Below are 26,272 nucleotides of genomic sequence, written 5' to 3' on the forward strand. Positions count from 1 at the left end.
TTCTTTTGGTTTGATAGCAAATTTTCCGGCAACCCTGCATCAATCGTGCAACCAAGGCTGCCGGAGGTACTTTTTCATCAATACCGGAACGGATTCTAGTCTTCCAACCACCAGCCGTCGCGTGTGAGACTTCGCGGTAAAGACGTATCAAGCTTCCCTGTGTTGCGACGCTGCGAAGCTGCAAGTTTCGGCCGGGAGATGAGATTACGCATTGCACGATGCAGGCGGCGGCGGAAACGGGCGGCGACAGCCAATAATATCAGCATTACGCCCAGAATACCTTCAGGCTCGGGAGCGGAACTGCCACTGAGGTTCAGGGATGGATATGCGTTTCTGGAAACGCCCGATACCTGCGGCAAGGGAACGCTCGCTGCTTTAACGGATGCCGGTTCGCTATTCACGATATTTTCGGAGACTGCGACAAAGGAGGTGAACCGAGATTGCAGCGAATATGTTAGCGCCAGTTGCGTGATTTCCTGCTTGATACGGTCGTCTTTGCTGCCTCCAATCGTATACTGACGGTTCTTGTCGAAGATCATCTCGCGCGCCCAGTTCAATGGCAGCGGATTGGCGACTTGTCCGGCTTCCTTGCCTTCGCTCTTCAGGTCTACCGCAAGCGGCAATTGGGCTTTGCGACCGTTGATGAGGCCATTGATATAGATCTTGTGCTTACCTCCTTTGGAGTATCGGCCTAGAACGCGCACGGCTCTACCTTCAAACAGATCCGGAATTGCCGAAGGTGTCTGGTCTTTGACCGCTAGGTTGGCCCAGTCGATCGAAATGTCGGTAAGCAAGGGGGTTTCAAGGTTCGCGGCAAAGCTTTCCGCAGCCTCGTGAGTGCTTTCTCCGATCTCTACGTAACGAGCGTATCCGCGACCTTCCCGGGCCATGGCGTCCAGCAGAAACCTGTTCACGCTGTTGCCGATACCAAAGGCATAAATCCGTGCGTGGCCGATCCGGCGCGAAATGGTGGCAATCACGTCGCGCTCGTCACCGATATACCCATCCGTCAGAAAGACGACGATCCTTGTCGTGTTTGCGGGCTGGATAGTGTCGAATGCCGCATTGATGGCTCGATTTATTTCGGTGCCGCCTTTCGCACTCAATCCGGACACGTAGTCAAGAGCCGCCCGCTTGTTGGCTTCAGTTGCCAGGACGGCATCCCCGGCGAATTGGGAAGTGTTGTTCGAAAACCGTAATATCCGGAAGTAGTCGTCTGGGCGCAGTTCCTTGAGGGCCGTGCGCATGAAGGTCTTGGTGGTTTCCACGGGCTTTCCGGACATGGAGCCGGAGGTGTCCAGCACGAACACGAGCTCGCGGCGGGCGATCATCTCATCGGCCGGCAGCGACGGGGGCTCGATCAACAAGGAATAATAACCCCCGCGTCCGGCTGCGAAATGGGACGACAGACCTGCGGAAATATGGTGCTCCGCCGAAAGTTCGTACCTTAGAACCAGATCCCGATTGTCGATGGCACGGCCTGCCTTGAAGCGTGCGGATTTACTGGCATCATTGCCAGAAATCGCGAGATCATGCGTGTCGCTCCATAACCGGGAAATGGGGACGGGAGCGTTCAGGGACAAATTGAGCCCAACGCGGTGAGCGTCGATGCCAGCCGGCGCGTCCTGGCCGATAACCTCCGGATAGGCCGGCAGTTTGTCGATTTTCCAGCCGTCGGCTACCGAGGCATGGACCGGATTGTTAGCCTCCGGTGCGAATTCATCTCCGGGCGCTGGGTGTTTTGTTGCCGCCGATGAAGTTGGGGCATGAACGGCAGCCTTCTCGTAGCGCGGGCCAACGACTATCGGCACGACCAGTTCGTAGGCGCCGTCGATTTTTGGTACGGTTTGTACGTATTCGATCGTGATCTTGACCGGCCGCCCCGGCATCAGGTGGGCCACTTTCTGGGTAAACATATTGGGCCGATGCTGTGTCAGCAGTGACGCGGCTTTTCCTTCGGCCTTTGCTTTCCTGAAAGTCGCTTCGGCTTTCTCCTTCAGCTGAATTTGCGCCACGATTGTCGTCCCATCGAACTCCATGCGCATGGCATGTACGGCGGCTTTTTGGTTCAGGGGGAACAAATACGTCCCGTGAAGCGGCTGCGATGTCGGGTTCAGGAAGCTCTGCGTCAGTGCGACATGCGCAGCGTCTCCTTCGATGTCGATGTCATAGTCGGCCTCTAGAAGGGGAAGCTGGATTTTCTCGCCGTCAATTTCGGCAACGACGGTCCCGGAAAGTCCGGCCGGGTCGGGTGTGGCAGCCTCCGACAAGTCAGGGAAGGACAGCAAAACGATATTCGCAAAGATGAGGCCTAAAATGAATTTCATGACATTCATCCTTCTTCGGAGCGATTTTTTGTAAGGTCGAGGGCCGCGATAACGGCGCTTTCGAAGGCGGTTTGTTGGTGAGCCTCAATATTCCAGGGCGTAATGCGCTGGATGCTTGTCCAGGTGGTGTGAGGTTTTTGCATCCACAGCCAGATCGCCTGGGCGATGTTGTGGGTCGTATTGCCATCGCTGGAGGTGAAGGTGACCGCGACCCGCCAGGCCTTTCCTGCTTCTGAAGTCGCGCGGTAGAGCGCTGTGGGCAATGGTGAGAACCGTGTGCCAAGGAACTCGACCCGGTAGCCGAGGCCTCTGAGACAATCTTCAGGCGAGTGGAGATGGCGAAGCGGAGAGCTTGTGTGGACGAGTGTCAATGCCAACTCGCCGTAACGCCGCTTTTGGGCGTGTCCGCCATATTGTGCGAAGTAGGAACGCTCGATCGGCAGCAGGTCTTCATCTTGTCCGAATTCGCCATTGAGCGAGAAAGGCAATGGAGGCGGAGAAATAGCTTTGGAAACGTCCATTGCCCGATGCGGCAGTTTCACGATGAGAAACGCGAAAGCGAGGAACGTGAGGGCGATAAGATTGCGAAGCGTTACGGATGCCGGTAGCCGGATCATGGCTGGCTCAGCCGGGCGTCGGTGAGCCGCGCTCGGTTTGTAAAACATCAGAACGGGAGCCATGGACAAGGCGAGCGTCGTATAGCCTATGAGGTCGTGCAACGGCTCCGACATGACGCTTATGCCGTTCAGACGGTCTTCAAACGCGATGCCGGCGGCCAGCAAGCTGATGCGAAAGGAGTTGCCGAAGATGCTCAGGCAGAAGGCAATTCCAACCCAGATGGATGCGATAATCAGACGAGGGCGGTAGAGTGCGTTCAGGATCGTCAGCAAAGCGATCGCCAGCATCAGGCCGTTCGTCCCGGAACAGGGCAGATCGACCAACACATCTTGTCCGGAAAGGCGTAGCCGGACGCCCTCGCAGGCCATGTCGTCGAAAAACGTTCCAAGCAATTTGCAGGAAATTCGTGCGGAAATTTCCTGCAGGGGATAACCGATCAAGCGTTGCACAATGCGCTCGACCGGAAGCGTGAACACGAAGAGAACGGCTAGCCAGAAAGGTGAAACAGGACGGGCTCTTTCATCGGTACGCAGTAAAGCGGCCAAGGCAAATACATCGAGCGCGAGCGCGAAGCCTCCGACGACATTGATCGCAAGGGCCTGGCTTGTCAGGCGAATGAATGCGGATGCTGACAGAAGCAGCAGTGCCCGCTGCCTGCTCCGGGAAGGAGCCTGCCGGAGGGGGCTCGTCAGCGACCAGACCAGAAGCGCGGCGATAGGGACAAGGTAAAGGGTGCCTGAGGATGAATAGGATGGATCGAGCCAGCTACCCATAAGCCAGGCGAGCGGAGCATATGCCAGGATCGCGGAGGCGAGGGCGAATCCCAACATCGCTGGGTCGTATGCAAGCAAGCGGTTCATTGAACCACTTGTGCATGGTCCGTGCGCAGTGGGCGGGGAGGATTCTTGCAGATTTTGCGTAATTACTCAGCAAAGTTTGCGGGGACCGACGGCGCCTCAAAGCGCCAAACAAAAAACGTCCGGCGGGTGAGGTGATCTTTTGCGATCACAATGGTCAAGCAATGACGCCATGCGCTCATCTTTCGGGGCGCATCAGGCGGCCGGCAACGTTTACGGTGTCCACAGCACCGCATATTCGAGCCTTTACTCATGGCCAATGTCGCCGACGACAACTTCGCCATAGTGAAGACCAATACCGATTTTGACTGGAAAGTCGCCACGAGCGCAGCGTTCTTCGTTCCGGTGATCGATTCCCCGATCACGGCCGAGGCGCAGGTAAGTGCGCTCGGATCGTCGCCGGGCGTCACCGGATGGCCTGCACGGGGCTCGCTCCGGAATCCATCGCCGTGCGGGAGTTTTCGATTTTGGTGTCGGGAAGGCCCAGGACCCACAAAACGCCGACACTCCAGGCTGCCGCAACAACAGTTGCCGTCCAGATGACAACGCCTGGAGAGTAGCTGAATGCCATGCTTGTAAGGAAGATGCCCAGCGGCAGGAAATGGAGGAAGCGAAGTTTGAGTTGAGGAGTCCAGCCCTCGACAAAGAATGGCGCCGGTCCGATCAGTAGATAGGCGAGAAGCGCGGCGTCGAAGACCACGAACAGGGCCACGTTCCATTTGCCGCCGATGCCGCGACGAACAAGCCGGTAGGATATGGCGCTCAAAACGGCAAGAGCGAAGATCACGGCGAGATAGACGCTCGTTCAGGTGGGGATGCAAGACCTCACGGATCCTCGCCCTTGAAAAGCGCGCGGAATGGGTCGCTCATTCCGTCTCCGGTTCCTGACTGTTTCGGAAATTCGCTGCCGACTGCACGCCGAACGCGGTGGATGACGAAAGCCGTTCCCAGGCCGCATATGATTTCACGCTCACACGCGACAACATGAAATAGTCGAAGGCCTTTTGGCCCGGCAAACGAGCGGTTAGCCGCTGTAGTCTTCGTCCGAGACCTTCTCCATCCAGGTGACAGCCGAACCATCGATGCTTTCCTGAATGGCGATGTGGCTCATGGCCGTTTCCGGCGACGCGCCGTGCCAGTGTTTTTCGCCGGCCGGAAACCATACGATATCGCCTTGCGAAATCTCTTCCACGGGGCTGCCCTCACGCTGGACCCTGCCTCGACCGAAGGTAACGATCAACGTCTGGCCGGCCGGGTGGGTGTGCCAGGCCGTCCGTGCCCCTGGTTCGAAGGTGACATGGGCTCCAACGGTCCGGCCTGGCTCCTCGGCGGCGAACAGCGGATCGATGCGCACGGTGCCCGTGAACCATTCCTGTGGGCCCTGGTTGGATGGAGCGGTGCCGGAACGAGTTATCTTCATGACTTACTCCCTTTTACTTGATGCGCGGCCAGCGATGATCCGCTCGATGTCTCGAAACGATAGATGAGCGCCGGGCTACTGGACTGGCGATAAGCCAGCTCCGGGGTGACAATCGCGACGGGCTCGATGAAACGCGCCGTACGAAGCGGACCGGCTTCAAGCGGCTCAAAACCGATCTCACGAATGCGACCTCCGGCAACGGCTTTCGCGCCCGCGTTCACTGGGCTCGTTTCCGGCCGCCGCGCTTGCGGACCGTGAGACGCTCGGCAGAGCCGCTAGACCTTCAGCCGCTTGGCATCCGTCAGTTCCATGCCTCCATACTTCTTACATCAGGTATGGAATCTCGCATCCGAGATGCCGTACTTGCGGCACAACATGGAAGACGACATACCCGCCTGATGCTCCTTCAAAATGCCGATATCTGTTCTTCCGGGAAATGTGATCCTTTCATCGCCCATCTCCTCATTTATGGAACAGGCTAACCCAAAAACGAGGATCGTTCAGGGCATCTGGTCAGATTGCTTGCGCGGCTCGGCGACTGCCACGTACCCCTTCGTACGGTTGCTATTGGGCAGTATTTCTGTGGGATTAAGCGTCCAACTGGGGGGCGCAAAACGGCCGTTTATTGAAACACACTCCACGTCAGCTTGGGCCGCATGCGGACGCGTCATCGTCTCCCCATGACAGCGCAAGTTCCCAAATCAATGCGTCCGTTCGCCCCGTCGTCGGCTCGCAAGTATACCTGAGAGCGCCAAACGAAAAATCGCCCCACCCGGAGGGTGAGGCGATCTGATGCTTTCACTGCGGTCGAACTATGGGTTCCTGTGCCCATACTCCGTGATCGTTTTCATCACCGGCAAAGAACCCGGATCAACTGCAGCCGCTGGTGGCGCCGCAGGTGTCGCACTTCAGGCAGGTGCCGTTTCGCACCATCGTGAAGTTGCCGCATTCCGAGCAGCTTTCGCCTTCGTAGCCTTTCATCCGCGCCTGGGCGACCTGTTCGGCAACTGAAGGCGCAGCTTCCGTTTGCCCGACCGAAGTCTGTGGTTCGCCAGCCGGAGCTGCATCCCGCTGGAACGCGGTTGCGACCGCGACGGTCTGCGCCCGCACGCCGCTGCCGGTTGTGCGTGCCGTCGTCGTGCCGCCCATTTCGCCTGCCGGCTCGTTGCCGTTGCTGATCAGGCGGAAGCGCTCCGTCTGGCCGCGGATAAGGCCGTGCGAAACCACCGGGTGCTGCGAATCTTCCGACCGCCCCTCGTTCGGTCCGCTGGACAACACCGTGTTGCCGATCGCTTCCGGCGGAACATGGGCAAGGTCATGCCGGCCAAGGTAGGAGATCGCGAGTTCGCGAAAGATGTAGTCGAGGATCGAGGTTGCGTTCTTGATCGCCTCATTACCCTGAACCATACCCGCAGGCTCGAAGCGGGTGAAGGTAAAGGCGTCGACATATTCCTCCAGCGGCACGCCGTACTGCAGCCCAAGAGAAATTGCGATGGCGAAATTGTTCATCAGCGAGCGGAAGGCGGCACCTTCCTTGTGCATGTCGATGAAGATTTCGCCAAGACGCCCGTCCGCATATTCGCCGGTCGTGAGGTACACTTTGTGCCCGCCGACGCGCGCTTTCTGGGTGTAGCCCTTGCGCCTGTCGGGCAGCTTCTCGCGCTCGCGGATGGCGCGCTCCACGATCCGTTCGACGATGCGCTCGGCAACCACTTCCGCGCGGCCCGTCTGAGACTGGGCGACGATGGTCTCTGCCGCGTCTTCTTCGTCTTCGTCCGCGTCCGCCAGAAGCTGCGCGTTCAGCGGTTGGGACAGTTTCGAACCGTCGCGGTAAAGCGCATTGGCCTTCAGGCCCAGCCTCCAGGACAGCATATATGCGTCCTTGCAGTCCTCGACGGTGGCGGCGTTCGGCATATTGATCGTCTTGGAAATGGCGCCGGAAATGAACGGCTGGGCCGCCGCCATCATGCGGATGTGGCTATCCACAGAAAGGTAGCGCTTTCCGATACGCCCGCACGGGTTGGCGCAGTCGAATACCGGATAGTGCTCTTCCTTCAAATGCGGCGCGCCTTCCAGCGTCATCGCACCGCAGACATGGGTGTTTGCGGCCTCGATGTCGGCCTTCGAGAATCCGAGGAACGACAAAAGGTCGAATTCCGGATCGTCCAGCTTGTCGGCCGGCACCTGCAGCGCGTTGATCAGGAAGCTGTCGCTGAGCGTCCAGCGGTTGAAGACGAACTTGATGTCGAACGCCGTCTTGAGGGAACCCTCGATCTTGTCGATCGCTTCGTCGGTGAAGCCGCGTGCCTTCAGCGATGTCGGGTTGATCGCCGGGGCTTGCTTCAGCGAACCATGGCCGACCGCATAGGCTTCGATCTCGGCAATCTCGTTTTCGGCATATCCCAGCGCCCGCAGCGCTTCCGGCACGGCGCGATTTATGATCTTGAAATAACCGCCACCGGCCAGCTTCTTGAACTTCACGAGCGCGAAGTCGGGCTCGATCCCGGTCGTGTCGCAGTCCATGACTAGGCCGATCGTGCCGGTCGGCGCGATAACGGTCGATTGGGCGTTGCGATATCCGTGCTTTTCGCCGAGTTCCAGAGCCCGGTCCCAGGCCGCCTTTGCCCGCTTGATGAGCGTCTGGTCGGGGCAGGCGGCGTGGTCGAGCGGCACAGGCGCTGTCTCGACCTTTTCATATCCCGCCGCCTCGCCATAGGCCGCGCGGCGATGATTGCGGATCACGCGCAGCATGTGCTCGGCATTTTTCTTGTAGCCGGGGAAGGCGCCCAGTTCGCCCGCCATTTCCGCGGACGTCGCGTAGGCAACGCCGGTCATGATCGCCGTGATCGCGCCACAGATCGCGCGGCCTTCCTCGCTGTCGTAGGGAATGCCGGAGGTCATCAAGAGCCCGCCGATATTGGCGTAGCCGAGGCCAAGCGTCCGGTATTCGTAGGAAAGCTGGGCGATTTCCTTGGACGGGAACTGCGCCATAAGAACGGAGATTTCGAGCACGACGGTCCAAAGCCGCACGCCATGCTCGAAGGACTGCGCGTCGAACGAACGGTCTTCCTTGCGGAACTGCAACAGGTTCAGCGAGGCGAGATTGCAGGCCGTGTCGTCAAGGAACATGTACTCGGAGCACGGGTTCGAAGCGCGGATCTCGCCGGAAGCCGGGCAGGTGTGCCAGTCGTTGATCGTCGAGTGGTACTGGATGCCGGGATCGGCGGAGGCCCACGCCGCGTAGCCGATCTGCTCCCACAGGTCCCTGGCCTTGACGGTCTTGATCGTCCTGCCGTCCCTGCGCGCGGTCAGTTCCCAGTCGCTATCTTCCGTCACGGCTTTGAGGAAGCCGTCCGTGACACGCACGGAATTGTTCGAGTTCTGGCCGGATACCGTGAGATAGGCCTCCGAATCCCAGTCGGTATTGTAGGTCGGGAATTCGATGGAGGTGTAGCCCTGCCGCGCGAACTGGATAACGCGGTAGATATAGTTCTCCGGCACCAGCATCTTCTTGGCCGCGCGGATTTCGCGCTTAAGCGCCGGGTTCTTGGCCGGGTCGTAGCAGTCGTCGCCAGGGCCTTCGCAATTGACGCAAGCGCGCATGATCGCGCCGAGGTGCTTCTGGCAGATCTTGGAACCGGTGACGAGGGCGGCGACCTTCTGCTCTTCCTTCACCTTCCAGTTGATGTAGTCCTCGATATCGGGATGGTCGATGTCGACGACAACCATCTTTGCCGCGCGCCGCGTCGTGCCTCCGGACTTGATGGCACCGGCCGCGCGGTCGCCGATCTTCAGGAAGCTCATGAGGCCGGACGATTTCCCGCCGCCGGAAAGCTTCTCGCCTTCGGAGCGCACGCGCGAGAAGTTGGAGCCGGTTCCGGAGCCGTATTTGAAAAGCCGTGCTTCGCGCACCCAAAGGTCCATGATGCCGTTGTCGTTGACGAGGTCGTCCTCGACCGACTGGATGAAGCAGGCATGCGGCTGCGGGTGTTCGTAGGCGGAAGCGGAGCGCACGAGCTTGCCCGTCTGGAAGTCGACGTAGTGGTGGCCCTGGCTTGGGCCGTCGATGCCATAGGCCCAGTGCAGGCCGGTGTTGAACCACTGCGGCGAATTGGGCGCGACCTTCTGCGTGGCCAACATGTAGCGCAATTCGTCGAAGAACGCCCGGGCGTCGTCTTCCTTGTCGAAATAGCCGCCTTTCCAACCCCAGTAGGTCCAGGTTCCCGCCAGCCGGTCGAATACCTGCCGCGCGTCGATTTCCGAGCCGAAGCGCTCTTCCTCTGGCAGCTTGGCGAGTTTCTTTTCATCGGGCACCTGGCGCCATAGCCAGGAAGGGACGGTATTTTCCTCTACGGGCTTCAGGTGCTTCGGCACACCCGCCTTGCGGAAATACTTCTGGGCCAGAATGTCGGCGGCGACTTGCGAGAACTGCGCCGGCACCTGAATATCGGCGAGTTGGAATACGATCGATCCGTCGGGATTGCGGATTTCGCTGGTCGCAATCCGGAATTCGATGTCCGCATATGGCGATTGGCCTGCTTTCGTGTACCGCCGCTCGATCCGCATCGTTATAGCCCTTCCTCTCGTCCCCGGGCGGGGATAGCTGACGTAGCGACAATCAGAAATTTGCCGCATCTGAGCCGACGCCTTCGAGAAAAAGCGCCGGTACGGATTGTCGCCACCTGTTAATCGGCCGCCGCGTACTTAGCGCCGCGTCTGGTTGGAATGGCCCTGTGGCACTATATATAGCATCCAGAGCCTTGCTCGTCACGAGATACGGTATTAGGAAGGCCGCAAAAAACCGTGCGGCAAATCCGGTGACTTGCCGTTCAATTTCCTGGCTGGTCGTCATTTTTAAAAGGACGCGAGGTGCTTGAGCCCCAACCCCGCAACGCGCACTGTGACTGTCCTCAAGGTAAGGTGAATCATCCGTGAGCGTCAAGCGCCTGAAACAATCTATTGTGGGTGAAGTTGGGATGCCCACCAAATGTTGTGCCAATCTGTGGATAGCGGTAATTGCGCCGACGCACAGCGAAGATGCGCTTGCGGAAAGGGAAATCCCGCGTTCTCGCGCCTTCGGGCGCTTTTGTCCCGCTCCACCTGCGGGGAGGCGGGGGTAGGCCGAATCGGCTGCCGACCCGAAGTTTCAGGGAGGCTAGCATCCCTGCCTGGCCAATTTAATGAAAATTAGACGAAAATTAGGATCGCCGACTGAACCCGGCTGAAATTCCGACGTGGTTGGATCGCCTCAACAGCTTGCGAATCGCGGGCGGCGAGGGGTGAACTCAATAATGGCCAGGCATATTGCGTACGGGCGGCAGATCGAAGACTTGGATGTCGTCGTCATTGACGATGCCCGCCCAATGCAGACCATCCTCAGGTCGACACTGCAAAGCTTCCGTGTCCAGCGCATCCGCACCTTCGACGGTGCGGAAGAGGCGCTTGACGCCATGCAGATCGATCCGCCGAATTTGGTATTGACCGACTGGTATATGAAACCGATGAGCGGATTGCATCTCTTGCAACGTATCAGGCGCAGGAAAATGGCGCCGCTATGCTTCCTCCCAATCCTGTTCGTCACCGCTCATGGCACCCGTACGGTGGTGGAAAAGGCGTTGAGGGGCGGGGCCCAGAACGTCCTGATCAAGCCCGTCGCGCCATCGACGCTTTATCAGAGGCTTCAGTGGACGCTTCGCGATCATCGCGAGTTCGAACTGCTTGACGACGGTCGTTACGTGATTGGCGGCATGGCGGACAGGCTGGACCGTCATGCGCGCAAGGTCGCGCATATCGCCAATGTTTTGCACCGGGGCGCATCGCCGAGCATGACGCGCAAGATAGAGATGCTGGCTGCAAGGCGGGCGGAAGACGAACGAAGGAAAGCCGCCTTGTCGGGAGACTCCTCCGACGATTTTGCTGTCGTTCGCACCAATTGATCGCTGCAGTCATCTGAAAGCTTGATTTTCCACTCGCAAATAGGCCTTAGCGGTCTGGACACCGGATTGCGCACGCGTCATATTCGCCCGCGAATTTCAACGGCGGGTGCCCGCCAACAGCTTCGGGAGCGGCTTGTCTCTATGAAGACCCTGATCCTGCAGTTCTTCACGTGGTGGAACAGCGCCACCTGGGGAACGCGTTTGTTTACGTGGAGAAAAGGCGAATTCGTCGGCGAGGATGAGTTCGGCAACAAATACTACCGCGAACGGAGCGGCACCAAGCGCTGGGTCATCTACAAGGACCTGGCCGAAGCTTCCATGATTCCGCCAGGCTGGCACGGCTGGATGCATCACCGCGTCGACACCCCGCCCACCGACGAGAGCTACAGGGCGCGCGAATGGCAAAAGCCCCATAGGCCGAACCAGACCGGGACGCCGGGAGCGTACCGCCCGCATGGGTCGATCCTGACGCCGGAAAGCCGGCCCCAGGTGAGCGGTGACTATGACGCCTGGACGCCGGGCGCCTGAGGTGACGGTGGTCAGCGCTTAACGGATCGCTGAAAATAAAAAAACGCCGGCCTTTCGTGAGGCCGGCGTTTTTATTGTGCGGCTGAAGGCGGGCTGGTCAGGCGACTTCAGTATTCAGGCCAAGACGTTTGTCGAGGTAGTTGCCGCACACGCCCATAAGTTCGTCCGTGTGGTTTTCGAAGAAATGGTTGGCCCCGCTGATCGTTGTATGGTCGATCACGATTCCTTTTTGCGTCTTGAGCTTGTCTACAAGCACCTGGACATCCTTGGCGGGGACCACCTTGTCGGCATCGCCGTGCACGATGAGGCCGGATGAAGGGCAGGGTGCAAGGAACGAAAAATCGTGCAGGTTCGCCGGCGGTGCCACAGATATGAACCCTTCGACTTCCGGCCGGCGCATGAGAAGCTGCATGCCGATCCACGCGCCGAAGGAAAAGCCAGCGATCCAGCATGAGCGTGCGTCCGGGTGCACGGTCTGCACCCAGTCGAGTGCGGCCGCCGCATCCGACAGTTCGCCCTGTCCATGGTCGAAGGAGCCCTGGCTGCGCCCCACGCCGCGGAAATTGAAGCGAAGTACCGCGAAGCCGCGCTTGGCGAACATGTAGTGAAGCTGATAGACAATCTGATTGTTCATCGTTCCGCCGAATTGCGGGTGCAGATGCAGCACCAGCGCGATTGGGGCGGTCCGGGATTTTGCCGGGTGGAACCGGCCCTCGATTCGTCCGGCCGGGCCGTTGAAGATCACCTCTGGCATCGGGGCTGCCTGTCCTTCCTGTCTGCGGGCGCCTGCCGTGGGATTGCCACGCGCGCTCCGGGCATGTTTGGACTAAGGGTATTTGCTTAACTCGCCTTGACTTGGCGAACCCTTGTTCCTAGAACCTAGTTTAGAATCGTTCGAAAAACGAACGTAGCGCCTGCGGCCGTGCGAAACACCTGAAGGTGCTGCAGGCGGCCGCCGGCACCAACGGTCACGTTATCCTCATCTCGCTCGCGAAATGCAAGGATTGCGTGCTCCGCCAGACCTTTAATTTAAGAACCGGACGGTCTTTTGCCACCGGGGGCGAGTGTTGTTCGTGAGTACAGGCGGCGACCATATCTATCTGGACTATAACGCAAGCGCGCCGCTGCGCCCGGCCGTGCGCGATCTCATGGTCGAGGTGCTTGCCCGAGCCGGCAATGCTTCTTCGGTTCACGGGGCAGGACGGAGCGCGCGCGGACACATAGAGACCGCGCGCGAGCAGGTCGGTGCGCTTGCCGGCGTGCCGGCCAGGAATGTGATGTTCACGAGCGGTGGTACGGAAGCCAATGTGACCGGACTTTCGCCTGCTTGGCTGTTTGAGGGAAATCCGCTGCATCTGGACCGCGTGTTCGTATCCGCGACCGAGCATCCCTCGGTACTCTCGGGGGGCAGGTTCGACAAGAAAATGGTCGAACAAATCCCTGTTGCCCCCGATGGCGTCGTCGATGTGGATTTTCTTGAGGAGCGGACAAAGGCGGCCCTTTCGGAGGGAGAGCGCGTTCTCGTTTCTGTCATGGCCGCGAACAGCGAGACCGGCGTGATCAATCCGGTGGCGGAAATCGGCCGCCGCATTGCTGATACGGGTGCCGTTTATCATGTGGATGCCGTCCAGGCGGCGGGTCGGATGCCGCTGGATGTTTCCAGATGGAAGGCGGATGCGGTTTCGCTCTCTGCTCACAAGCTTGGCGGCCCGCAGGGCGCAGGTGCGCTGGTGCTCGGGGCGGAGGATATGCGTCCCGTCGCGCTGCTGACGGGCGGCGCGCAGGAAAACCGCCGCCGCGCGGGAACGGAAAATGTTGCTGCGATCGCCGGTTTTGGCAAGGCCGCTGAACTAATCGCCGCCTCTGCCGAAGAGTGGGCGGAAATATCCCGTCTTCGGGCCTTTATGGAAGAAGGCCTGAGGCATATATGGGCGGATACGGTCGTTTTCGGCATTGGCGCCGAGCGGCTTTGCAATACGACGTGCTTCGCCGTACCGGGCGTTACGTCGGAAATGGCGTTGATCGGGCTAGATCTTGACGGTATCGCCATTTCTTCCGGGTCTGCATGCTCATCGGGAAAGGTTTCGGTGTCGCATGTGCTGACGGCGATGGGGGTTGAGGAGGATGTTGCCCGTTGCGCGCTTCGCGCGAGTATCGGCTGGGCGACGAAAAGACAGGACATCGAGAGGTTTCTCGAGGTCTGGGAAAAGGTTTCCGGGCGTATACGGCCCGGCAAGGCCGGGGCCGCCGCATGAAGCTGGGGCTTCGCCGATTGAGTTAGCCGCCCGGGGCGCGTATGGTCCCGAGCGATCATAGTGCGACCACCCGCGGTCCTTGAAACCGTGTTGGAAGGAGACACGCATGCCTGCTGTTCAAGAGACTATCGACCGGGTCCGGTCGATAGATGTCGATCAGTACAAGTACGGCTTCGTTACGGAAATTGAATCCGACAAGGCGCCGAAAGGCCTGAACGAAGACGTTATCCGTTTCATTTCCGAAAAGAAGGGCGAGCCCGAGTGGATGCTCGAGTGGCGGCTGGAGGCGTATCGCCGCTGGCTCACCATGACCGAGCCGACCTGGGCACGCGTTTCCTACCCGAAGATCGAGTTCAACGAGCTTTATTACTATTCGGCTCCGAAGAACACGCCGGGCCCCAAGAGCCTCGACGAGGTCGATCCGGAATTGCTGGAGACCTATGAAAAGCTCGGCATTCCGCTTCGCGAGCAGGAAATCCTGGCCGGTGTCGCGCCTGAAAATCGCGTCGCGGTCGATGCCGTATTCGACAGCGTTTCGGTGGTCACCACCTTCAAGGAGGAGCTGAAGAAGGCGGGCGTCATCTTCTGCTCGATCTCCGAGGCTCTTCGCGAATATCCAGACCTCGTGCGCAAGTATCTCGGCTCCGTGGTCCCGGTGTCGGATAATTTCTATGCCACCCTCAATTCGGCGGTGTTCTCCGACGGCTCGTTCGTTTACGTACCGGAGGGCGTTCGCTGCCCGATGGAGTTGTCGACCTATTTCCGCATTAACGAGCAGAACACGGGCCAGTTCGAACGCACGCTCATCATCGCCGACAAGGGCGCGTATGTGAGCTACCTCGAAGGCTGCACCGCGCCGCAACGCGACGAGAACCAGCTCCACGCGGCCGTGGTTGAGCTGATCGCCCACGACGATGCCGAGATCAAGTACTCCACGGTCCAGAACTGGTATCCGGGCGATAAGAACGGCAAGGGCGGCATCTACAACTTCGTCACCAAGCGCGGCGACTGCCGGGGCAAGAATTCCAAGATCTCCTGGACGCAGGTCGAAACCGGCTCGGCGATCACTTGGAAGTATCCGTCCTGCATCCTGCGTGGCGACAATTCGCGTGGCGAGTTCTACTCGATCGCCGTCTCCAACGGTCACCAGCAGATCGACAGCGGCACGAAGATGATCCATCTCGGCAAGAACACGTCGAGCAGGATCATTTCCAAGGGCATTTCCGCCGGCAAGTCGGAAAACACCTATCGCGGTCTGGTGTCGGCCCATCGCAAGGCGACGAATGCGCGCAATTTCACCCAGTGCGATTCTCTCCTGATCGGTCAGGACTGCGGCGCGCACACTGTGCCTTACATGGAATCGAAGAACTCGACGGCCGTCTTCGAACACGAGGCGACGACGTCGAAGATCTCCGACGACCAGATGTTTTATTGCCAGCAGCGGGGACTTTCCGAAGAGGAGGCCGTGGCGCTCATCGTCAATGGCTTCGTCAAGGACGTCATCCAGCAGCTGCCGATGGAATTCGCGGTCGAGGCACAAAAGCTCATCAGCATCTCGCTGGAAGGTTCCGTCGGCTGACGTTGAACTTCCAGCACGGTAGAATCAAAAGGTTACGGATAAGAACGAATGCTTGAGATCAAGAACCTGCACGCCCATGTCGGCGACGATGAAACGGAAATCCTGCGCGGTGTGAACCTGACGGTGAAGCCGGGTGAAGTGCACGCCATCATGGGGCCGAACGGCTCCGGCAAGTCGACGCTGTCCTACATTCTCGCCGGCAAGGACGATTACGAGGTCACGGAGGGCGATATCCTCTTCAACGGCGAAAGCATGTTGGAGATGGAGCCGGACGAGCGTGCCGCCGCCGGGCTGTTCCTCGCGTTCCAGTACCCGATCGAGATTCCGGGTGTTGCCACGATGACCTTCCTGAAGACGGCGCTCAATGCGCAGCGCAAGGCGCGGGGCGAGGGTGAGTTGTCGACGCCTGAGTTCATGAAGAAGGTCAAGGAAAAGGCCGCCGAGCTCAACATCACGATGGATATGCTGAAGCGCCCGCTGAACGTCGGTTTTTCCGGTGGCGAAAAGAAGCGTTCGGAGATCCTGCAGATGTCTCTGCTTGAGCCGAAGCTCTGCATCATGGACGAAACGGACTCTGGCCTCGACATCGACGCGCTGAAGATCGTCGCCGATGGCGTGAACCGCCTCCGCTCGCCGGACCGCGCAATGGTCGTCATCACGCATTACCAGCGCCTGCTCGATCATATCGTGCCGGATGTCGTCCATGTCCTTTCGCGGGGCCGGATCGTGAAGACGGGCGGCAAGGAACTGGCGCTCGAGCTGGAGAAGAACGGGTACGCCGATTACGTCGGACAGGCCGCGTGACACGAAGGGACGAGCGATGAACATGGAAACGCGCAGTCTCAAGACGAGCGCCGAAACGGAACTCGCCAGCCTCTTCGATGGCGCGCGCGGGGATTTCGCCGGCTCGGACGCCGTCCGCAAGCGTCGCGAGGAAGCTTTTTCTGCTTTCGACAAACGCGGTCTGCCGCATCGCCGGGTGGAGGAATACAAGTATTCCGATATCCGGGCGAAGCTGAAGTCGGCCTCCGCGCTCGTTGCAGCCGGAACCGATGGGGACGCGAAAGCCGCACTCGATGCCGTTGCCACATATGGCGATCTTGAGCGCTACCGCATCGTGATCGACAACGGCCGGCTGGTTACGGGACTTTCCGATATCGGCGCGTTGAAAGGCGAGGGCGTAACGGTATCGGATCTGAACGCCGCGCTCGGCGAAACAGACGGGCTTCTGGACGTTTCGACCATTGCCGCCGCCGATCCGATGATCATGCTGAACACCGCGCTTGTTCTTGGCGGTGCGGTCGTTCGCGTCGGTGACGGTGTGGAGGTCTCCAGGCCGATCGAGATCGTCTATACGGCAAGTGCGACGGGGGCCCGCTATACCCGATGCCGCATCGAACTCGGCAAGGGCGCGAAGGCAACCATCCTCGAAAGTTTCGAGGACGATGTGGCCGAAGCGGAAGGCAATGCCGTCTCCGATTTTGTCATCGGTGACGAAGCGAAGCTGACGCTCGCCCGCGTGGTGACCGGCGAAGCGACGCATGTCTCATCCGTGCTGATGGATATCGGTGCTTCGGCGGAGGTGAAGGCGATCGGCTTCAACATGGGGACGGACTTTGCCCGCACCCAGTCTTTCGTCACCTTCTCCGGAGAGCATTCGAATGCATCGCTCTACGGCATCACGATGGTGCGTGAGAAGCAGCATTCCGATCACACGCTTGTGGTGGACCACAAGGTGCCGAACTGCGAGAGCCGCGAACGTTTCAAGGCGGTGATCGACGATTTCGCCGAAGGCGTCTTCCAGGGCAAGATCATCGTGCGCCCGCATGCGCAGAAAACCGATGGCCGGATGATGACCCAGGCGCTTCTCCTGTCGGAGGATGCGTCGATGGCGAACAAGCCGGAGCTTGAAATTTTCGCCGACGATGTCCAGTGCGCCCATGGTGCCACAAGCGGGCAAATCGACGAGGACCTTCTGTTCTATCTCCGCGCGCGCGGCATTCCCGAGGCTCAGGCCAGGATGTTGCTCGTGCTGGCCTTCCTGGCGGAGGCGGTCGAGGAGATGGAAGACGAGGGTATTGTGTCCGCGCTTGAGGGCCGTATTCGCGACTGGCTCTCGGTTGAGGAGTAGGAATGGTGACTGAGGCCGGCGTAATCCAGACGAAAAGCGCGCCCTATGACGTGGAAGAAGTGCGCAAGGATTTCCCGATCCTGTCGCGCGAGGTCTACGGCAAGCCACTCGTCTATCTCGACAATGGTGCGTCGGCCCAGAAGCCACAGGCGGTTATAGATGCCGTGACGAAGGCCTATTCTGAGGAATATGCCAATGTCCACCGCGGCCTGCATTTCCTGTCGAACCTTGCCACGGAAAACTACGAGGCGGCGCGCGAAACCGTGCGCCGGTTCCTCAACGCTCCGTCGGTGGATGAGGTGATCTTTACCCGCTCCACGACCGAGGCCATAAACCTCGTTTCCTATGGCTTCGGCACGGACCTGATCGGCGAGGGCGACGAAATCGTGCTCTCCATCATGGAACATCATTCCAACATCGTACCCTGGCATTTCCATCGCGAGCGCAAGGGCGCCGTCCTGAAGTGGGTCTATGTCCGCGAAGACGGTTCCTTCGATCTCGAGGCCTTCGAGAATGCGTTGACCGAGCGCACGAAGCTGGTTGCGATTACGCATATGTCGAACGTGCTCGGCACCGTGGTGCCGATCAAGGAGGTTTGCCGGATCGCGCGCGAGCGTGGCATTCCGGTTCTGGTGGATGGCAGCCAGGCCGCCGTTCACATGCCGGTCGACGTTCAGGACCTCGGTTGCGACTTTTACGTCTTCACCGGCCACAAGGTTTACGGCCCGACGGGCATTGGTGCGTTGTGGGGCAGGGCGGAGCTTCTGGAGCGTATGCGTCCCTTTAACGGTGGCGGAGAAATGATTGAGACCGTTACGGAAGATAACGTTACCTACAATCATCCCCCGCATCGCTTCGAGGCCGGCACGCCGCCGATCGTGCAGGCGATCGGGCTAGGGGCCGCCCTTGACTATATGGATGCGCTCGGACGGGACAGGATCGCGGCACATGAGGCCGAACTGAAGGATTATGCCCACAGGCGCCTTGCGGAGATTAATTCACTGCGCATCTTTGGCGAGGCTCCGGGCAAGGGCGCGATCATTTCCTTCGAGATGCAAGGCGTTCATGCCCATGATGTGTCGATGATAATCGATCGCAGCGGGGTCGCGGTACGTGCGGGTACTCATTGCGCCCAACCGCTTCTGGAGCGTTACGGCGTGACATCGACCTGCCGGGCGAGCTTCGGCCTCTACAACACGCTTGATGAAGTCGACCGCCTTGCCGAGGCGCTGCAAAAGGCGCACGCTTTCTTTTCATGAGTGATGAGATGACCGAAACGACCAACACGACGATCGAACAGGAAGGCCCCAACGAGGCGCGCATCGAAACTTCGTCGAGTGCGATCCCGGCCGAAGAACTGGATCGGCTGACGCATGACATCGTAGATGCGCTGAAGACGGTCTACGATCCTGAAATCCCGGTCGACATCTACGAGCTTGGCCTCATTTACAAGGTCGATATCGAGGATGACCGCTCGGTTGCGATCGACATGACGCTGACCGCCCCTGGCTGTCCCGTTGCGGGCGAAATGCCGGGCTGGGTGGAAGATGCTGTCGGGGCGGTTGCAGGGGTGGGACCCGTGACGGCGACCATAGTGTTCGATCCGCCATGGACGCCTGAGCGTATGTCGGAAGAAGCGAAAGTGGCGTTGAACTGGTTTTAAAATGCCCATTCCTTACCTATATTTAGGGTAATCGCTAAGCGAACGGATGTGATCGACGATGGCCAAGACGAAATTCCCGGTGATGAAGCTGACCGATGCGGCGGCTGGCCGTGTTCGGGAAATTCTGGAAAACGCTGACAAGCCCGCCGCCGGCCTCAGGGTCGGCGTGAAGAAGGGTGGCTGCGCCGGCATGGAATACAGCATGGACCTTGTCGGGGAAGCGGCCGCCGGCGATGACGTGGTCGAGGACAAGGGTGTGACGCTTTTTGTCGACCCGTCGGCGATTCTTTTCCTGCTCGGCACGGAAATGGACTATGAGGTCACCAAATTCCGCTCTGGTTTTGTGTTCCGCAATCCGAACGAGGTTTCTGCTTGCGGCTGCGGCGAGTCGGTCGAACTGAAGCAGGCCGATCCGTCGATGCTGGCTTCCTGATCGGGATTAGGCACCTTTTGCGCGGACGACGGGGAACCGTGCCTGCGGAGGTGCGCCTTCGCATTTCTTTATGGAAAATCCATTTGGATACAGTGCGTTAATATCGTTTCATAAAGCCTGCATTGCCGGAGGGGGCAGCTTTGGCCGTTGGTTCAGCACTTCATTATATCGCAGACGTGGTGGACGATCTGGGCGACATCCGGATCAAGCGCATGTTCGGTGGCGCGGGGCTTTTCTGTGATGATTTGATGTTTGCGCTGGAGGCGGACGGCACTGTTTATTTCAAGGCCGATGACGTCAATCGCCCGGCATTCGAGGATGCGGGCAGTTCTCCCTTCAGCTACGAGATGTCGGGCAAGCTGCGGTCGATGTCCTATTGGCAGATGCCGGAGGATTTGGCAGATGACCCTGACGAACTGAAGAACCTTGCCTCAGGAGCATTGGAAGCCGCACGCCGTGCCGCCCGTGGGAAGCGCTAAGGAAGTTTCCTAGGTTAGAATGGCCTTGTTTGGGTGGGCATTTGTTTACTTTACAGTCATCGGCCAGGCTCGTTGCGCAATAAAACACGGAAGCCTTGAGTGCTGTATTCTGCAGCGTTTTTAAGCTTCGCCTTGCGGCGGATCACCATCTTCAGCATCGTGGTGTCGCGATTGTCCGCCATCCCTGCGTGGTCGTTTCCTGCCGTAAAACAAGTACCACAGGCCGCCAATGCCGGTTACGCCAAATAGCGCCGAAATCGCCTTGCCAACGTTTTCGGTGGTTTCCGCCGCAGTGTTTACACCGACGGCAAAGCGACCGACGTAGGTCCAGAAGTCAACGGTGACGGTGACGGTTTTTGGGAACTTGTCGACCTCCAGAATCAGCGTTTCGGTGTCGAAGTCGACACGGGTGAGAAGGTCGACCGTCAGTTGGAGCGTACCTTCGGCCTCCGGCTTCACGACCCAGGTGAACGTCTTTTTTTCCCCATCCGGTATGGTTTTCCAATCAATTCCCCGCTCATCGGCGTCATCGGAGTGTATTTCGAAGTTTGCACCGAGCAGGCGAGCGCCGACTTCGCTCCAAGTACTCGTGGTTACCGTTATCGCCTTAGGTTCGATTGTTTGCTTTGCATTTGTATCCGCCGGATCCGGAACGGTCTCTGCTGTCTCATGCTTTCGACCACGCTGTACCACGACGAATACATTGTATTCGCGATTAAGCTGCATATTCGGAAAGAGTTCGCCAACAACCTTGGTGACTCTTTGATCGCGACGTTTTAGTTCCTCTGTAACAGCGGCCCGAACATTGCCGTCAGCGGTACGATAGCGCTGTGCAAGTTCTTCGCGGCTCATATCCTCGATTTTCGGATTGTCTGCGGTTGGAGTGTCTGCACCTTCAAGGTGATATTCCGCCGCTTGGGTCATCGTTTCGGAAGCAATTGCCACTTCTCGACCTGGCCGCAAGGATGCCAGCGGTTCAAGAACAGGCAAATCAATTTCGCCGTTCTTGTCGACAACGATCAGCTTTTTGGCGTTCGTTTCGACCTCCTGGACCGGAGGTCTGGCTTTGGCGAAATAAGTTGAGTAGTAGAAAGACCCATACAGAAGCGAAAGTACGATGATGCTGGCAATGCCCATGCTTCCGATCATGAAATATCTCATAGCACTAGCCCTTCAAAAAAATTTATAATTGACTGCAAAAATACAAAGCCGATATCTAAGTATACAACTATTTGTACTTATATAAAATAATCATGTTTCTACGTTAGGTAGCATGATCTCAAAGTGGCCGAACTTATGAAAATAGCCGTAGTTCGGGCCAATATCGTGCTTGAGTGGATATGAGCGGGCTGCGATTATCTAGGGTCTGGACCCATAAAATTGATGCAAATGGCACCTGAAACGGCAAAGAAGTGCAAGGAGAAGGGCGCGGAGCGGGTCGGGCACCCGGTCAAGCCCTTCGACGCGGCAGATCGAAGCCGTTTCGGTGTCTCGAAGATATGGCCGATTTGGCCGGCTACTTTGTCGCAAGATCTTGAAAACCGGCCTGGTTTCCTGCGCTTTTGCTCCTCGTATCCAACCAAATCGGCTCATACCATTTCCGTCAATTTTATGGGTCCAGACCCTAGAGCGTTTTCCACGAAAGCGGGATCGCTTTCGTGACAAGAATTCGCTCCAGGATCAATGTCTTGAGCATATCCTTGTCGGCAAATCCGTTTCAGATTTGGCGAGATATATGCAAGGTCGGTTACTCAGGCGACTTGCGGAGCGCCCTTCGCCCCTTCGAGATCGCTCTCGCTGCGCACTTGATTCCGGCCGCCATGTTTTCCGGCGTAAAGCGCTTTGTCTGCTCTGGCAATGAAGGAATGTGCCGTATCGTCGGCGCGCATGGTGGCAGCACCAATCGTGATCGTGATGCGACCGAGATTTTCGCCGGTGGACCGCTTGACCAGTTCCTTCGACATCACCGCGCGCCGGATCTGTTCGGCAACCGAAACCGCTTGTTGCAGCGTTGTATGAGGCATGAGAATGGCGAATTCCTCGCCACCATAGCGGCAGGGAACATCTTTGCCCTTGACGTTCTGCTTTGAAGCGACGGCCACCAGGCGAAGAACCTGGTCGCCCGTCTGGTGCCCGTAATTGTCGTTGAACTGTTTGAAATGGTCGATGTCGGTGATCAGCAGCGAAAGCGGTTCTTTCGTATCCGCGGCGTGGCGCATCATCCGCTCGATCGACTGATCGAAATGCTTGCGGTTGAAGAGCGTCGTCAAGTCGTCGGTTACGGATTCATGACGGATCGCTTCCAGGCTTTCCTGAAGCGCCTCGATCTGCTCGCGGGATTCGATCAGCTGCTCTTCGAGTGAGGAATTCGCTGCTGCGGTGTCGGCCGTAGCCTTCAGGAGCTTTGCCACCAGCGCATTCAGCTGTGCAGGGGATTTCAGGTTTTCAAGCTCGTTGCGAGCCCCTTCGAGCGAGTTTCCGTACTCCGAAACGATATCGGCATTTTGCGAAAGCCGGTCGATCATGTCGCGGATCTCGGCGGAGAGCTTCGTCCCGACCTTGTCGATCCTGTCGCCCAGGCGGTTCGGCGAAAGAAACTGGTTATAGATATCCTGGACGTTTTCGGAGGACAGATGCTCGGCGGAATCCGATGCGTCGTTCACCGCCTTGTTGAGTGCGTGATTGAAGCCGGCTGCGTAGGTGTACCAAACTTCGTAGAAACGCGGGTAGGCGGGAAGCGCATACTGACGAAGGCAGTCGAGTGCGCGTTCCGCATAGACGATTGTCCGCTTGTGATCGTCTTCCTGAGCCATGCCCCGTCCCGTGCAGGTGATCGTGAACTCAGCCACGATGCGCTTGCTTCTTGAAGTGCATCCAGAATGGCGTCGAAGGCTTAAGGCAGGGTTAAACGGGACGGTTTTTAGGTGTTTCTATTTATGAAGAATTCCAGACGCCGGAAGGTTTCACAGGTTTTAACTCGCGCGCTTTGGGCGAATTTCTCGCAACAGGAAAGCTGGAACCTGGTCGCTCAAGCCAAATACAACGTTGTCGCCGTTGCGAGCTGGCCTGTTATTATTTGTTTTAGATGAGCTGCTCGAAGAATTTTCCCCACGGCTTCTTCGTTGTGACGAAGGGTTCGCGGTCTTGTGACCGTTTGATTTCGCCTTTTTTTCGGCTGGAAGCTGTTGGTCGCGACCCTGCTTGCCGCTGTCCTTTCTGGTTCGGCGCGCCTTCCTGTCGGCGGCGGTCGCTTCGAAGTCGATCGGATCGCCGAGCCATTCTATCTTCCGGTCAGTCAATTTCTCGATTGCATCTAGATATTTCCGGTCTTCGGGCGTGACGATCGTCAGGGCCACGCCGGTACGTCCGGCTCGCCCCGTGCGGCCGATGCGATGCACGTAGTCCTCGGCATGGGTCGGGATGTCGTAGTTGAATACGTGGCTCACCTCGGGGATGTCGAGGCCGCGGGCTGCCACGTCGCTAGCCACGAGGATCGAAATCGTACCCTTGCGGAAATTGTCGAGCATCGCCATCCGCGAGCGCTGGTCCATATCCCCATGAAGCGCGCCCACCGAGTAGCCGTGCCGGTCGAGCGAGCGGAAAACCGTCTGAACGTCGCGTTTGCGATTGCAGAACACGATGGCGTTCTTCAGGTCTTCCGCGTGGTCGATCAGTTCGCGCAATGCGGCGCGTTTTTCGAAGTCCTTCACGCCCGCTGCATGAATCTGCTGCGTAATCGTATCGACAGTGGAAGACGTCCTTGCAACTTCCACCCGCGCCGGATTGTGAAGGAAAGTTTCCGTCAGGCGCTGGATTTCGGGGGGCATGGTGGCGGAGAAGAACAGCGTCTGCCGGGTGAATGGGATCAGCTTGCAAATGCGTTCGATATCGGGGATGAAGCCCATGTCCAGCATGCGGTCGGCTTCGTCGATTACGAGGATCTCCACACCCTGCAAAAGCAGCTTGCCGCGCTCGAAGTGATCGAGCAGGCGGCCTGGCGTGGCAATCAGCACGTCCGCACCCCGGTCGATTACCTTGTCCTGATCGCCGAAGGATGTTCCACCGATCAATAGCGCTACATTGAGCTTGTGGTTCGTACCGTATTTCTTGAAATTTTCCTCGACCTGGGCGGCCAGTTCGCGCGTCGGCTCCAGGATGAGCGTGCGTGGCATCCGCGCTCGTGCGCGCCCCTTTTCCAGGAGCGTCAGCATCGGCAGCGTGAAGGAGGCCGTTTTACCCGTTCCCGTTTGCGCGAGGCCCAGCACGTCTCGCCTTTGCAGGACGTGGGGAATTGCACCGGACTGGATCGGCGTTGGTTCTTTGTAGCCGGCAGATTCTACCGCCGAGAGGACTTTATCGCTCAGCCCAAGAGAGGTGAAGGACATATTACCTTGATATCACTCGATGATTTTATGTTTCGCTGGATGGTAGGCCGCCGGAAGCTGCCTTGTTCGGTCATGCCGCGATCTGCGCGCACACTAACGTTAGACTTTGAAATGTCAATGATCGCTCATGAATATAATGTACGGATAAGATTTATCGGTTTCCGGCTGCGCGGGTCCGGCGTTAGTTACTTGCTGGTTGATAAATGTAGGCATCCAATTTGTCTATTTCCAGAAAGAGTTCATAAGTCAATTCACTACCGTCGGGAGCGAGCGTGTCGACGAAGGCCGTCGTGCCTGTCGCTTCGCTTTCGCTTCGGATTTCCAGGATGCGTTCGCCGGAGGTCTCGATTTCGCTCGCCTCGACATTCGATTGCGTCTTTCCGTCGCGGCGAATTTGAACGAACAGGCGATCCCGGTCGGCAAGCCGCGTGACTACGAAACGCAAGTCGCTTTCTGCCGGACCGGGAATCGCTGCCATTTGCGCTGTACCGTCGGGAAACATCCGCGCTGCGTCTGCGATTTCGTCTGCGCCTGCGGCTTCATTTATCCCGATGGTCAAGACAAGCGCCAGGGCGGCGGTTTGATTGCGCAGAATTCTGGATTTGGCCGTCATCAGATCCCGAAACAAACGTTTTTGCACTCGGATAATATCGTCATCGCGTGAGCTAGTGGCAAGCGGCGGCTGGTCCCCGAAATCTGAAGTTCGTCTTTGATTTCAGCACGCACTGCACGAGCTTCGAATTCAAAAGGCCGACGGCCGAATTCACCGCGCTAAGGGCCGTTAAGCTATTGCACTCCGAAATATGCCGGAGCAAGGTCCTCACGTTTATCCTCGCCCGTGGCCGCGTCCTTGTAGAACCGCTGGAAATCGTCGAAATAGCGGGTGCCGATGCGGTGTTTTTCGACCTGCGGAAGAGCGTCGTACAGGCTTGCATCCTCGAAGGCCTTCTCCTCGTCGATATCGGGGCATGGGCCGACGTCGCTAAAACGTGATCTTGAAAGTGCGGCTCGCAGGTTTTCCCAGTCGTCGGCAAGATGCTCGGCGCGAAGCAATTTCGCGGAAAGCATATTTCCCTTGTGGGACAGCAGGGATGTCTGGCTGCGCGTGTGGTTATCGGCGCGCGTATCGCCAATTATACACGCACGCCGCACGAATTCATGGAAGCTCATATCGATGCGAAAACCCCGCAGCATCCATGCGTCGGAAATTGTGTCGCGTTCCAGAATCTGTCGGCGGTAGCACGCCGCGAGCCTGTGGCCGGGATGCCGGATTATCGCGAATGCCAAGGCAGGGTTTCGGCGGTTTATCAGTTCCCTTGGCGAAACCAGTTGGGTGCCGTCTATCCAGCCGTTTTTACTTCTCGTTGAAGCAGGAGGTGATCGATCGTCGTTTCCATTGACGAGATACTCAAGCGGATGCCTCTGCAGCATGCTGGCGGCATGGGGTATCCTTATGAGAGCGATGTCCTTTTCCGCCACAAGTGCGCAATACCTGTCACGAAGCGGGCGGCGGCTTCTGTCGAGCGCGATGTAAATCGATTTCAGCATTCCATTCACCTTCGCCCGTCCGGGGAGCTGGTGCATCTGGTTGGCCATTCCGCGTTTGCGCACCGCAGCGTCGTTACGGAAACTAAAATGAAATCAAATCGTCGGGCCGCCCC

General features: G+C 58.4%; 23 protein-coding genes and 1 pseudogene. 11 read left to right on the forward strand and 13 right to left on the reverse strand.

Going from position 1 to position 26,272, the window contains the following annotated elements; translation table 11 throughout:
- Positions 1 to 95: 95 nt before the first annotated feature.
- From GR183_RS06390 to GR183_RS06420, 7 genes and pseudogenes are all read right to left on the reverse strand, one after another.
- A complete protein-coding gene (locus GR183_RS06390; RefSeq protein ID WP_160774739.1) occupies positions 96 to 2,327 on the reverse strand; it encodes a VIT and vWA domain-containing protein in 2,232 nt (743 codons plus the stop codon).
- A 5-nt stretch (positions 2,328 to 2,332) separates the two neighbouring features.
- Positions 2,333 to 3,775, reverse strand: a complete 1,443-nt coding sequence (gene xrtT, locus GR183_RS06395; protein ID WP_208999764.1) for an exosortase T — start codon at positions 3,773 to 3,775, stop codon at positions 2,333 to 2,335.
- 433 nt (positions 3,776 to 4,208) lie between these two features.
- Positions 4,209 to 4,589, reverse strand: coding sequence for a hypothetical protein (locus GR183_RS06400; RefSeq protein WP_160774741.1), 381 nt, complete (start codon positions 4,587 to 4,589; stop codon positions 4,209 to 4,211).
- Positions 4,590 to 4,826: 237 nt separating this feature from the next.
- Complete coding sequence (locus GR183_RS06405) at positions 4,827 to 5,222, reverse strand: (R)-mandelonitrile lyase (protein ID WP_160774742.1); 396 nt, start codon at positions 5,220 to 5,222, stop codon at positions 4,827 to 4,829.
- On the reverse strand, positions 5,219 to 5,443 hold the full coding sequence (locus GR183_RS06410) for an NAD(P)-binding domain-containing protein (protein WP_160774743.1): 225 nt from the start codon (positions 5,441 to 5,443) through the stop codon (positions 5,219 to 5,221). The genes GR183_RS06405 and GR183_RS06410 overlap by 4 nt, the downstream gene beginning before the upstream one ends.
- Before the next feature lie 111 nt (positions 5,444 to 5,554).
- Positions 5,555 to 5,673: pseudogene (locus tag GR183_RS06415) on the reverse strand (transposase); the annotation flags it as partial.
- 419 nt (positions 5,674 to 6,092) lie between these two features.
- Positions 6,093 to 9,788 (reverse strand): vitamin B12-dependent ribonucleotide reductase, encoded by a 3,696-nt coding sequence (locus tag GR183_RS06420; protein WP_160774744.1) that lies wholly within the window; start codon positions 9,786 to 9,788, stop codon positions 6,093 to 6,095.
- Between the two features lie 725 nt (positions 9,789 to 10,513).
- On the opposite strand from GR183_RS06420, the gene GR183_RS06425 reads away from it, so the two are divergent.
- Together GR183_RS06425 and GR183_RS06430 are read left to right on the forward strand one after the other, a co-directional pair.
- Entirely contained in the window at positions 10,514 to 11,158 is a 645-nt protein-coding gene (locus GR183_RS06425) for a response regulator (protein WP_202395858.1), read from the forward strand.
- Between the two features lie 141 nt (positions 11,159 to 11,299).
- Positions 11,300 to 11,686, forward strand: coding sequence for an NADH:ubiquinone oxidoreductase subunit NDUFA12 (locus GR183_RS06430; protein ID WP_160774745.1), 387 nt, complete (start codon positions 11,300 to 11,302; stop codon positions 11,684 to 11,686).
- Positions 11,687 to 11,783: 97 nt separating this feature from the next.
- Here GR183_RS06430 and GR183_RS06435 read toward each other — a convergent pair whose 3' ends face one another.
- Positions 11,784 to 12,440: an alpha/beta hydrolase gene (locus tag GR183_RS06435; protein ID WP_160774746.1), complete on the reverse strand. Its 657-nt coding sequence runs from the start codon at positions 12,438 to 12,440 to the stop codon at positions 11,784 to 11,786.
- 319 nt (positions 12,441 to 12,759) lie between these two features.
- Between GR183_RS06435 and GR183_RS06440 the strand changes: the two genes are divergently transcribed.
- The 8 genes from GR183_RS06440 (at position 12,760) to GR183_RS06475 (ending at position 20,226) form a co-directional block, all read left to right on the forward strand.
- The gene (locus GR183_RS06440; protein ID WP_160774876.1) at positions 12,760 to 13,941 is read left to right on the forward strand and encodes a cysteine desulfurase family protein; all 1,182 of its coding nucleotides are present in this window, start codon (positions 12,760 to 12,762) and stop codon (positions 13,939 to 13,941) included.
- Positions 13,942 to 14,047: 106 nt separating this feature from the next.
- Entirely contained in the window at positions 14,048 to 15,520 is a 1,473-nt protein-coding gene (sufB, locus tag GR183_RS06445) for a Fe-S cluster assembly protein SufB (protein WP_160774747.1), read from the forward strand.
- Between the two features lie 48 nt (positions 15,521 to 15,568).
- Entirely contained in the window at positions 15,569 to 16,324 is a 756-nt protein-coding gene (gene sufC, locus GR183_RS06450) for a Fe-S cluster assembly ATPase SufC (RefSeq protein WP_160774748.1), read from the forward strand.
- 16 nt (positions 16,325 to 16,340) lie between these two features.
- Positions 16,341 to 17,651 carry a Fe-S cluster assembly protein SufD gene (sufD, locus tag GR183_RS06455; protein ID WP_160774749.1) on the forward strand — a complete coding sequence of 437 codons (1,311 nt, stop codon included), beginning with the start codon at positions 16,341 to 16,343 and terminating at the stop codon, positions 17,649 to 17,651.
- A gap of 2 nt (positions 17,652 to 17,653) precedes the next feature.
- A complete protein-coding gene (locus GR183_RS06460) occupies positions 17,654 to 18,910 on the forward strand; it encodes a cysteine desulfurase (protein WP_160774750.1) in 1,257 nt (418 codons plus the stop codon).
- Between the two features lie 8 nt (positions 18,911 to 18,918).
- The gene (locus tag GR183_RS06465) at positions 18,919 to 19,314 is read left to right on the forward strand and encodes an SUF system Fe-S cluster assembly protein (protein ID WP_202395860.1); all 396 of its coding nucleotides are present in this window, start codon (positions 18,919 to 18,921) and stop codon (positions 19,312 to 19,314) included.
- A gap of 82 nt (positions 19,315 to 19,396) precedes the next feature.
- The gene (sufA, locus tag GR183_RS06470; protein WP_202395861.1) at positions 19,397 to 19,747 is read left to right on the forward strand and encodes a Fe-S cluster assembly scaffold SufA; all 351 of its coding nucleotides are present in this window, start codon (positions 19,397 to 19,399) and stop codon (positions 19,745 to 19,747) included.
- 179 nt (positions 19,748 to 19,926) lie between these two features.
- Positions 19,927 to 20,226, forward strand: coding sequence for a TfoX/Sxy family protein (locus tag GR183_RS06475; protein WP_202395862.1), 300 nt, complete (start codon positions 19,927 to 19,929; stop codon positions 20,224 to 20,226).
- A gap of 120 nt (positions 20,227 to 20,346) precedes the next feature.
- Here GR183_RS06475 and GR183_RS06480 read toward each other — a convergent pair whose 3' ends face one another.
- The 4 genes from GR183_RS06480 to GR183_RS06495 all read right to left on the reverse strand — a co-directional run bounded on the left by GR183_RS06480 (position 20,347) and on the right by GR183_RS06495 (position 25,089).
- Positions 20,347 to 21,375: a hypothetical protein gene (locus GR183_RS06480; RefSeq protein ID WP_160774753.1), complete on the reverse strand. Its 1,029-nt coding sequence runs from the start codon at positions 21,373 to 21,375 to the stop codon at positions 20,347 to 20,349.
- A 602-nt stretch (positions 21,376 to 21,977) separates the two neighbouring features.
- On the reverse strand, positions 21,978 to 23,075 hold the full coding sequence (locus GR183_RS06485; RefSeq protein ID WP_208999765.1) for a diguanylate cyclase: 1,098 nt from the start codon (positions 23,073 to 23,075) through the stop codon (positions 21,978 to 21,980).
- Positions 23,076 to 23,198: 123 nt separating this feature from the next.
- On the reverse strand, positions 23,199 to 24,611 hold the full coding sequence (locus tag GR183_RS06490) for a DEAD/DEAH box helicase (RefSeq protein WP_160774754.1): 1,413 nt from the start codon (positions 24,609 to 24,611) through the stop codon (positions 23,199 to 23,201).
- Positions 24,612 to 24,792: 181 nt separating this feature from the next.
- Complete coding sequence (locus tag GR183_RS06495; RefSeq protein WP_160774755.1) at positions 24,793 to 25,089, reverse strand: hypothetical protein; 297 nt, start codon at positions 25,087 to 25,089, stop codon at positions 24,793 to 24,795.
- Between GR183_RS06495 and GR183_RS06500 the strand changes: the two genes are divergently transcribed.
- Positions 25,090 to 25,275, forward strand: coding sequence for a hypothetical protein (locus GR183_RS06500; RefSeq protein ID WP_160774756.1), 186 nt, complete (start codon positions 25,090 to 25,092; stop codon positions 25,273 to 25,275). It begins immediately after the preceding gene.
- Between the two features lie 122 nt (positions 25,276 to 25,397).
- Here GR183_RS06500 and GR183_RS06505 read toward each other — a convergent pair whose 3' ends face one another.
- Positions 25,398 to 26,159 (reverse strand): sulfotransferase family 2 domain-containing protein, encoded by a 762-nt coding sequence (locus GR183_RS06505; protein ID WP_160774757.1) that lies wholly within the window; start codon positions 26,157 to 26,159, stop codon positions 25,398 to 25,400.
- Between the last annotated feature and the right edge of the window lie 113 nt (positions 26,160 to 26,272).

The organism is Stappia sediminis (genome assembly GCF_009826895.1).
Classification (GTDB): Bacteria; Pseudomonadota; Alphaproteobacteria; order Rhizobiales; family Stappiaceae; genus Hongsoonwoonella; species Hongsoonwoonella sediminis.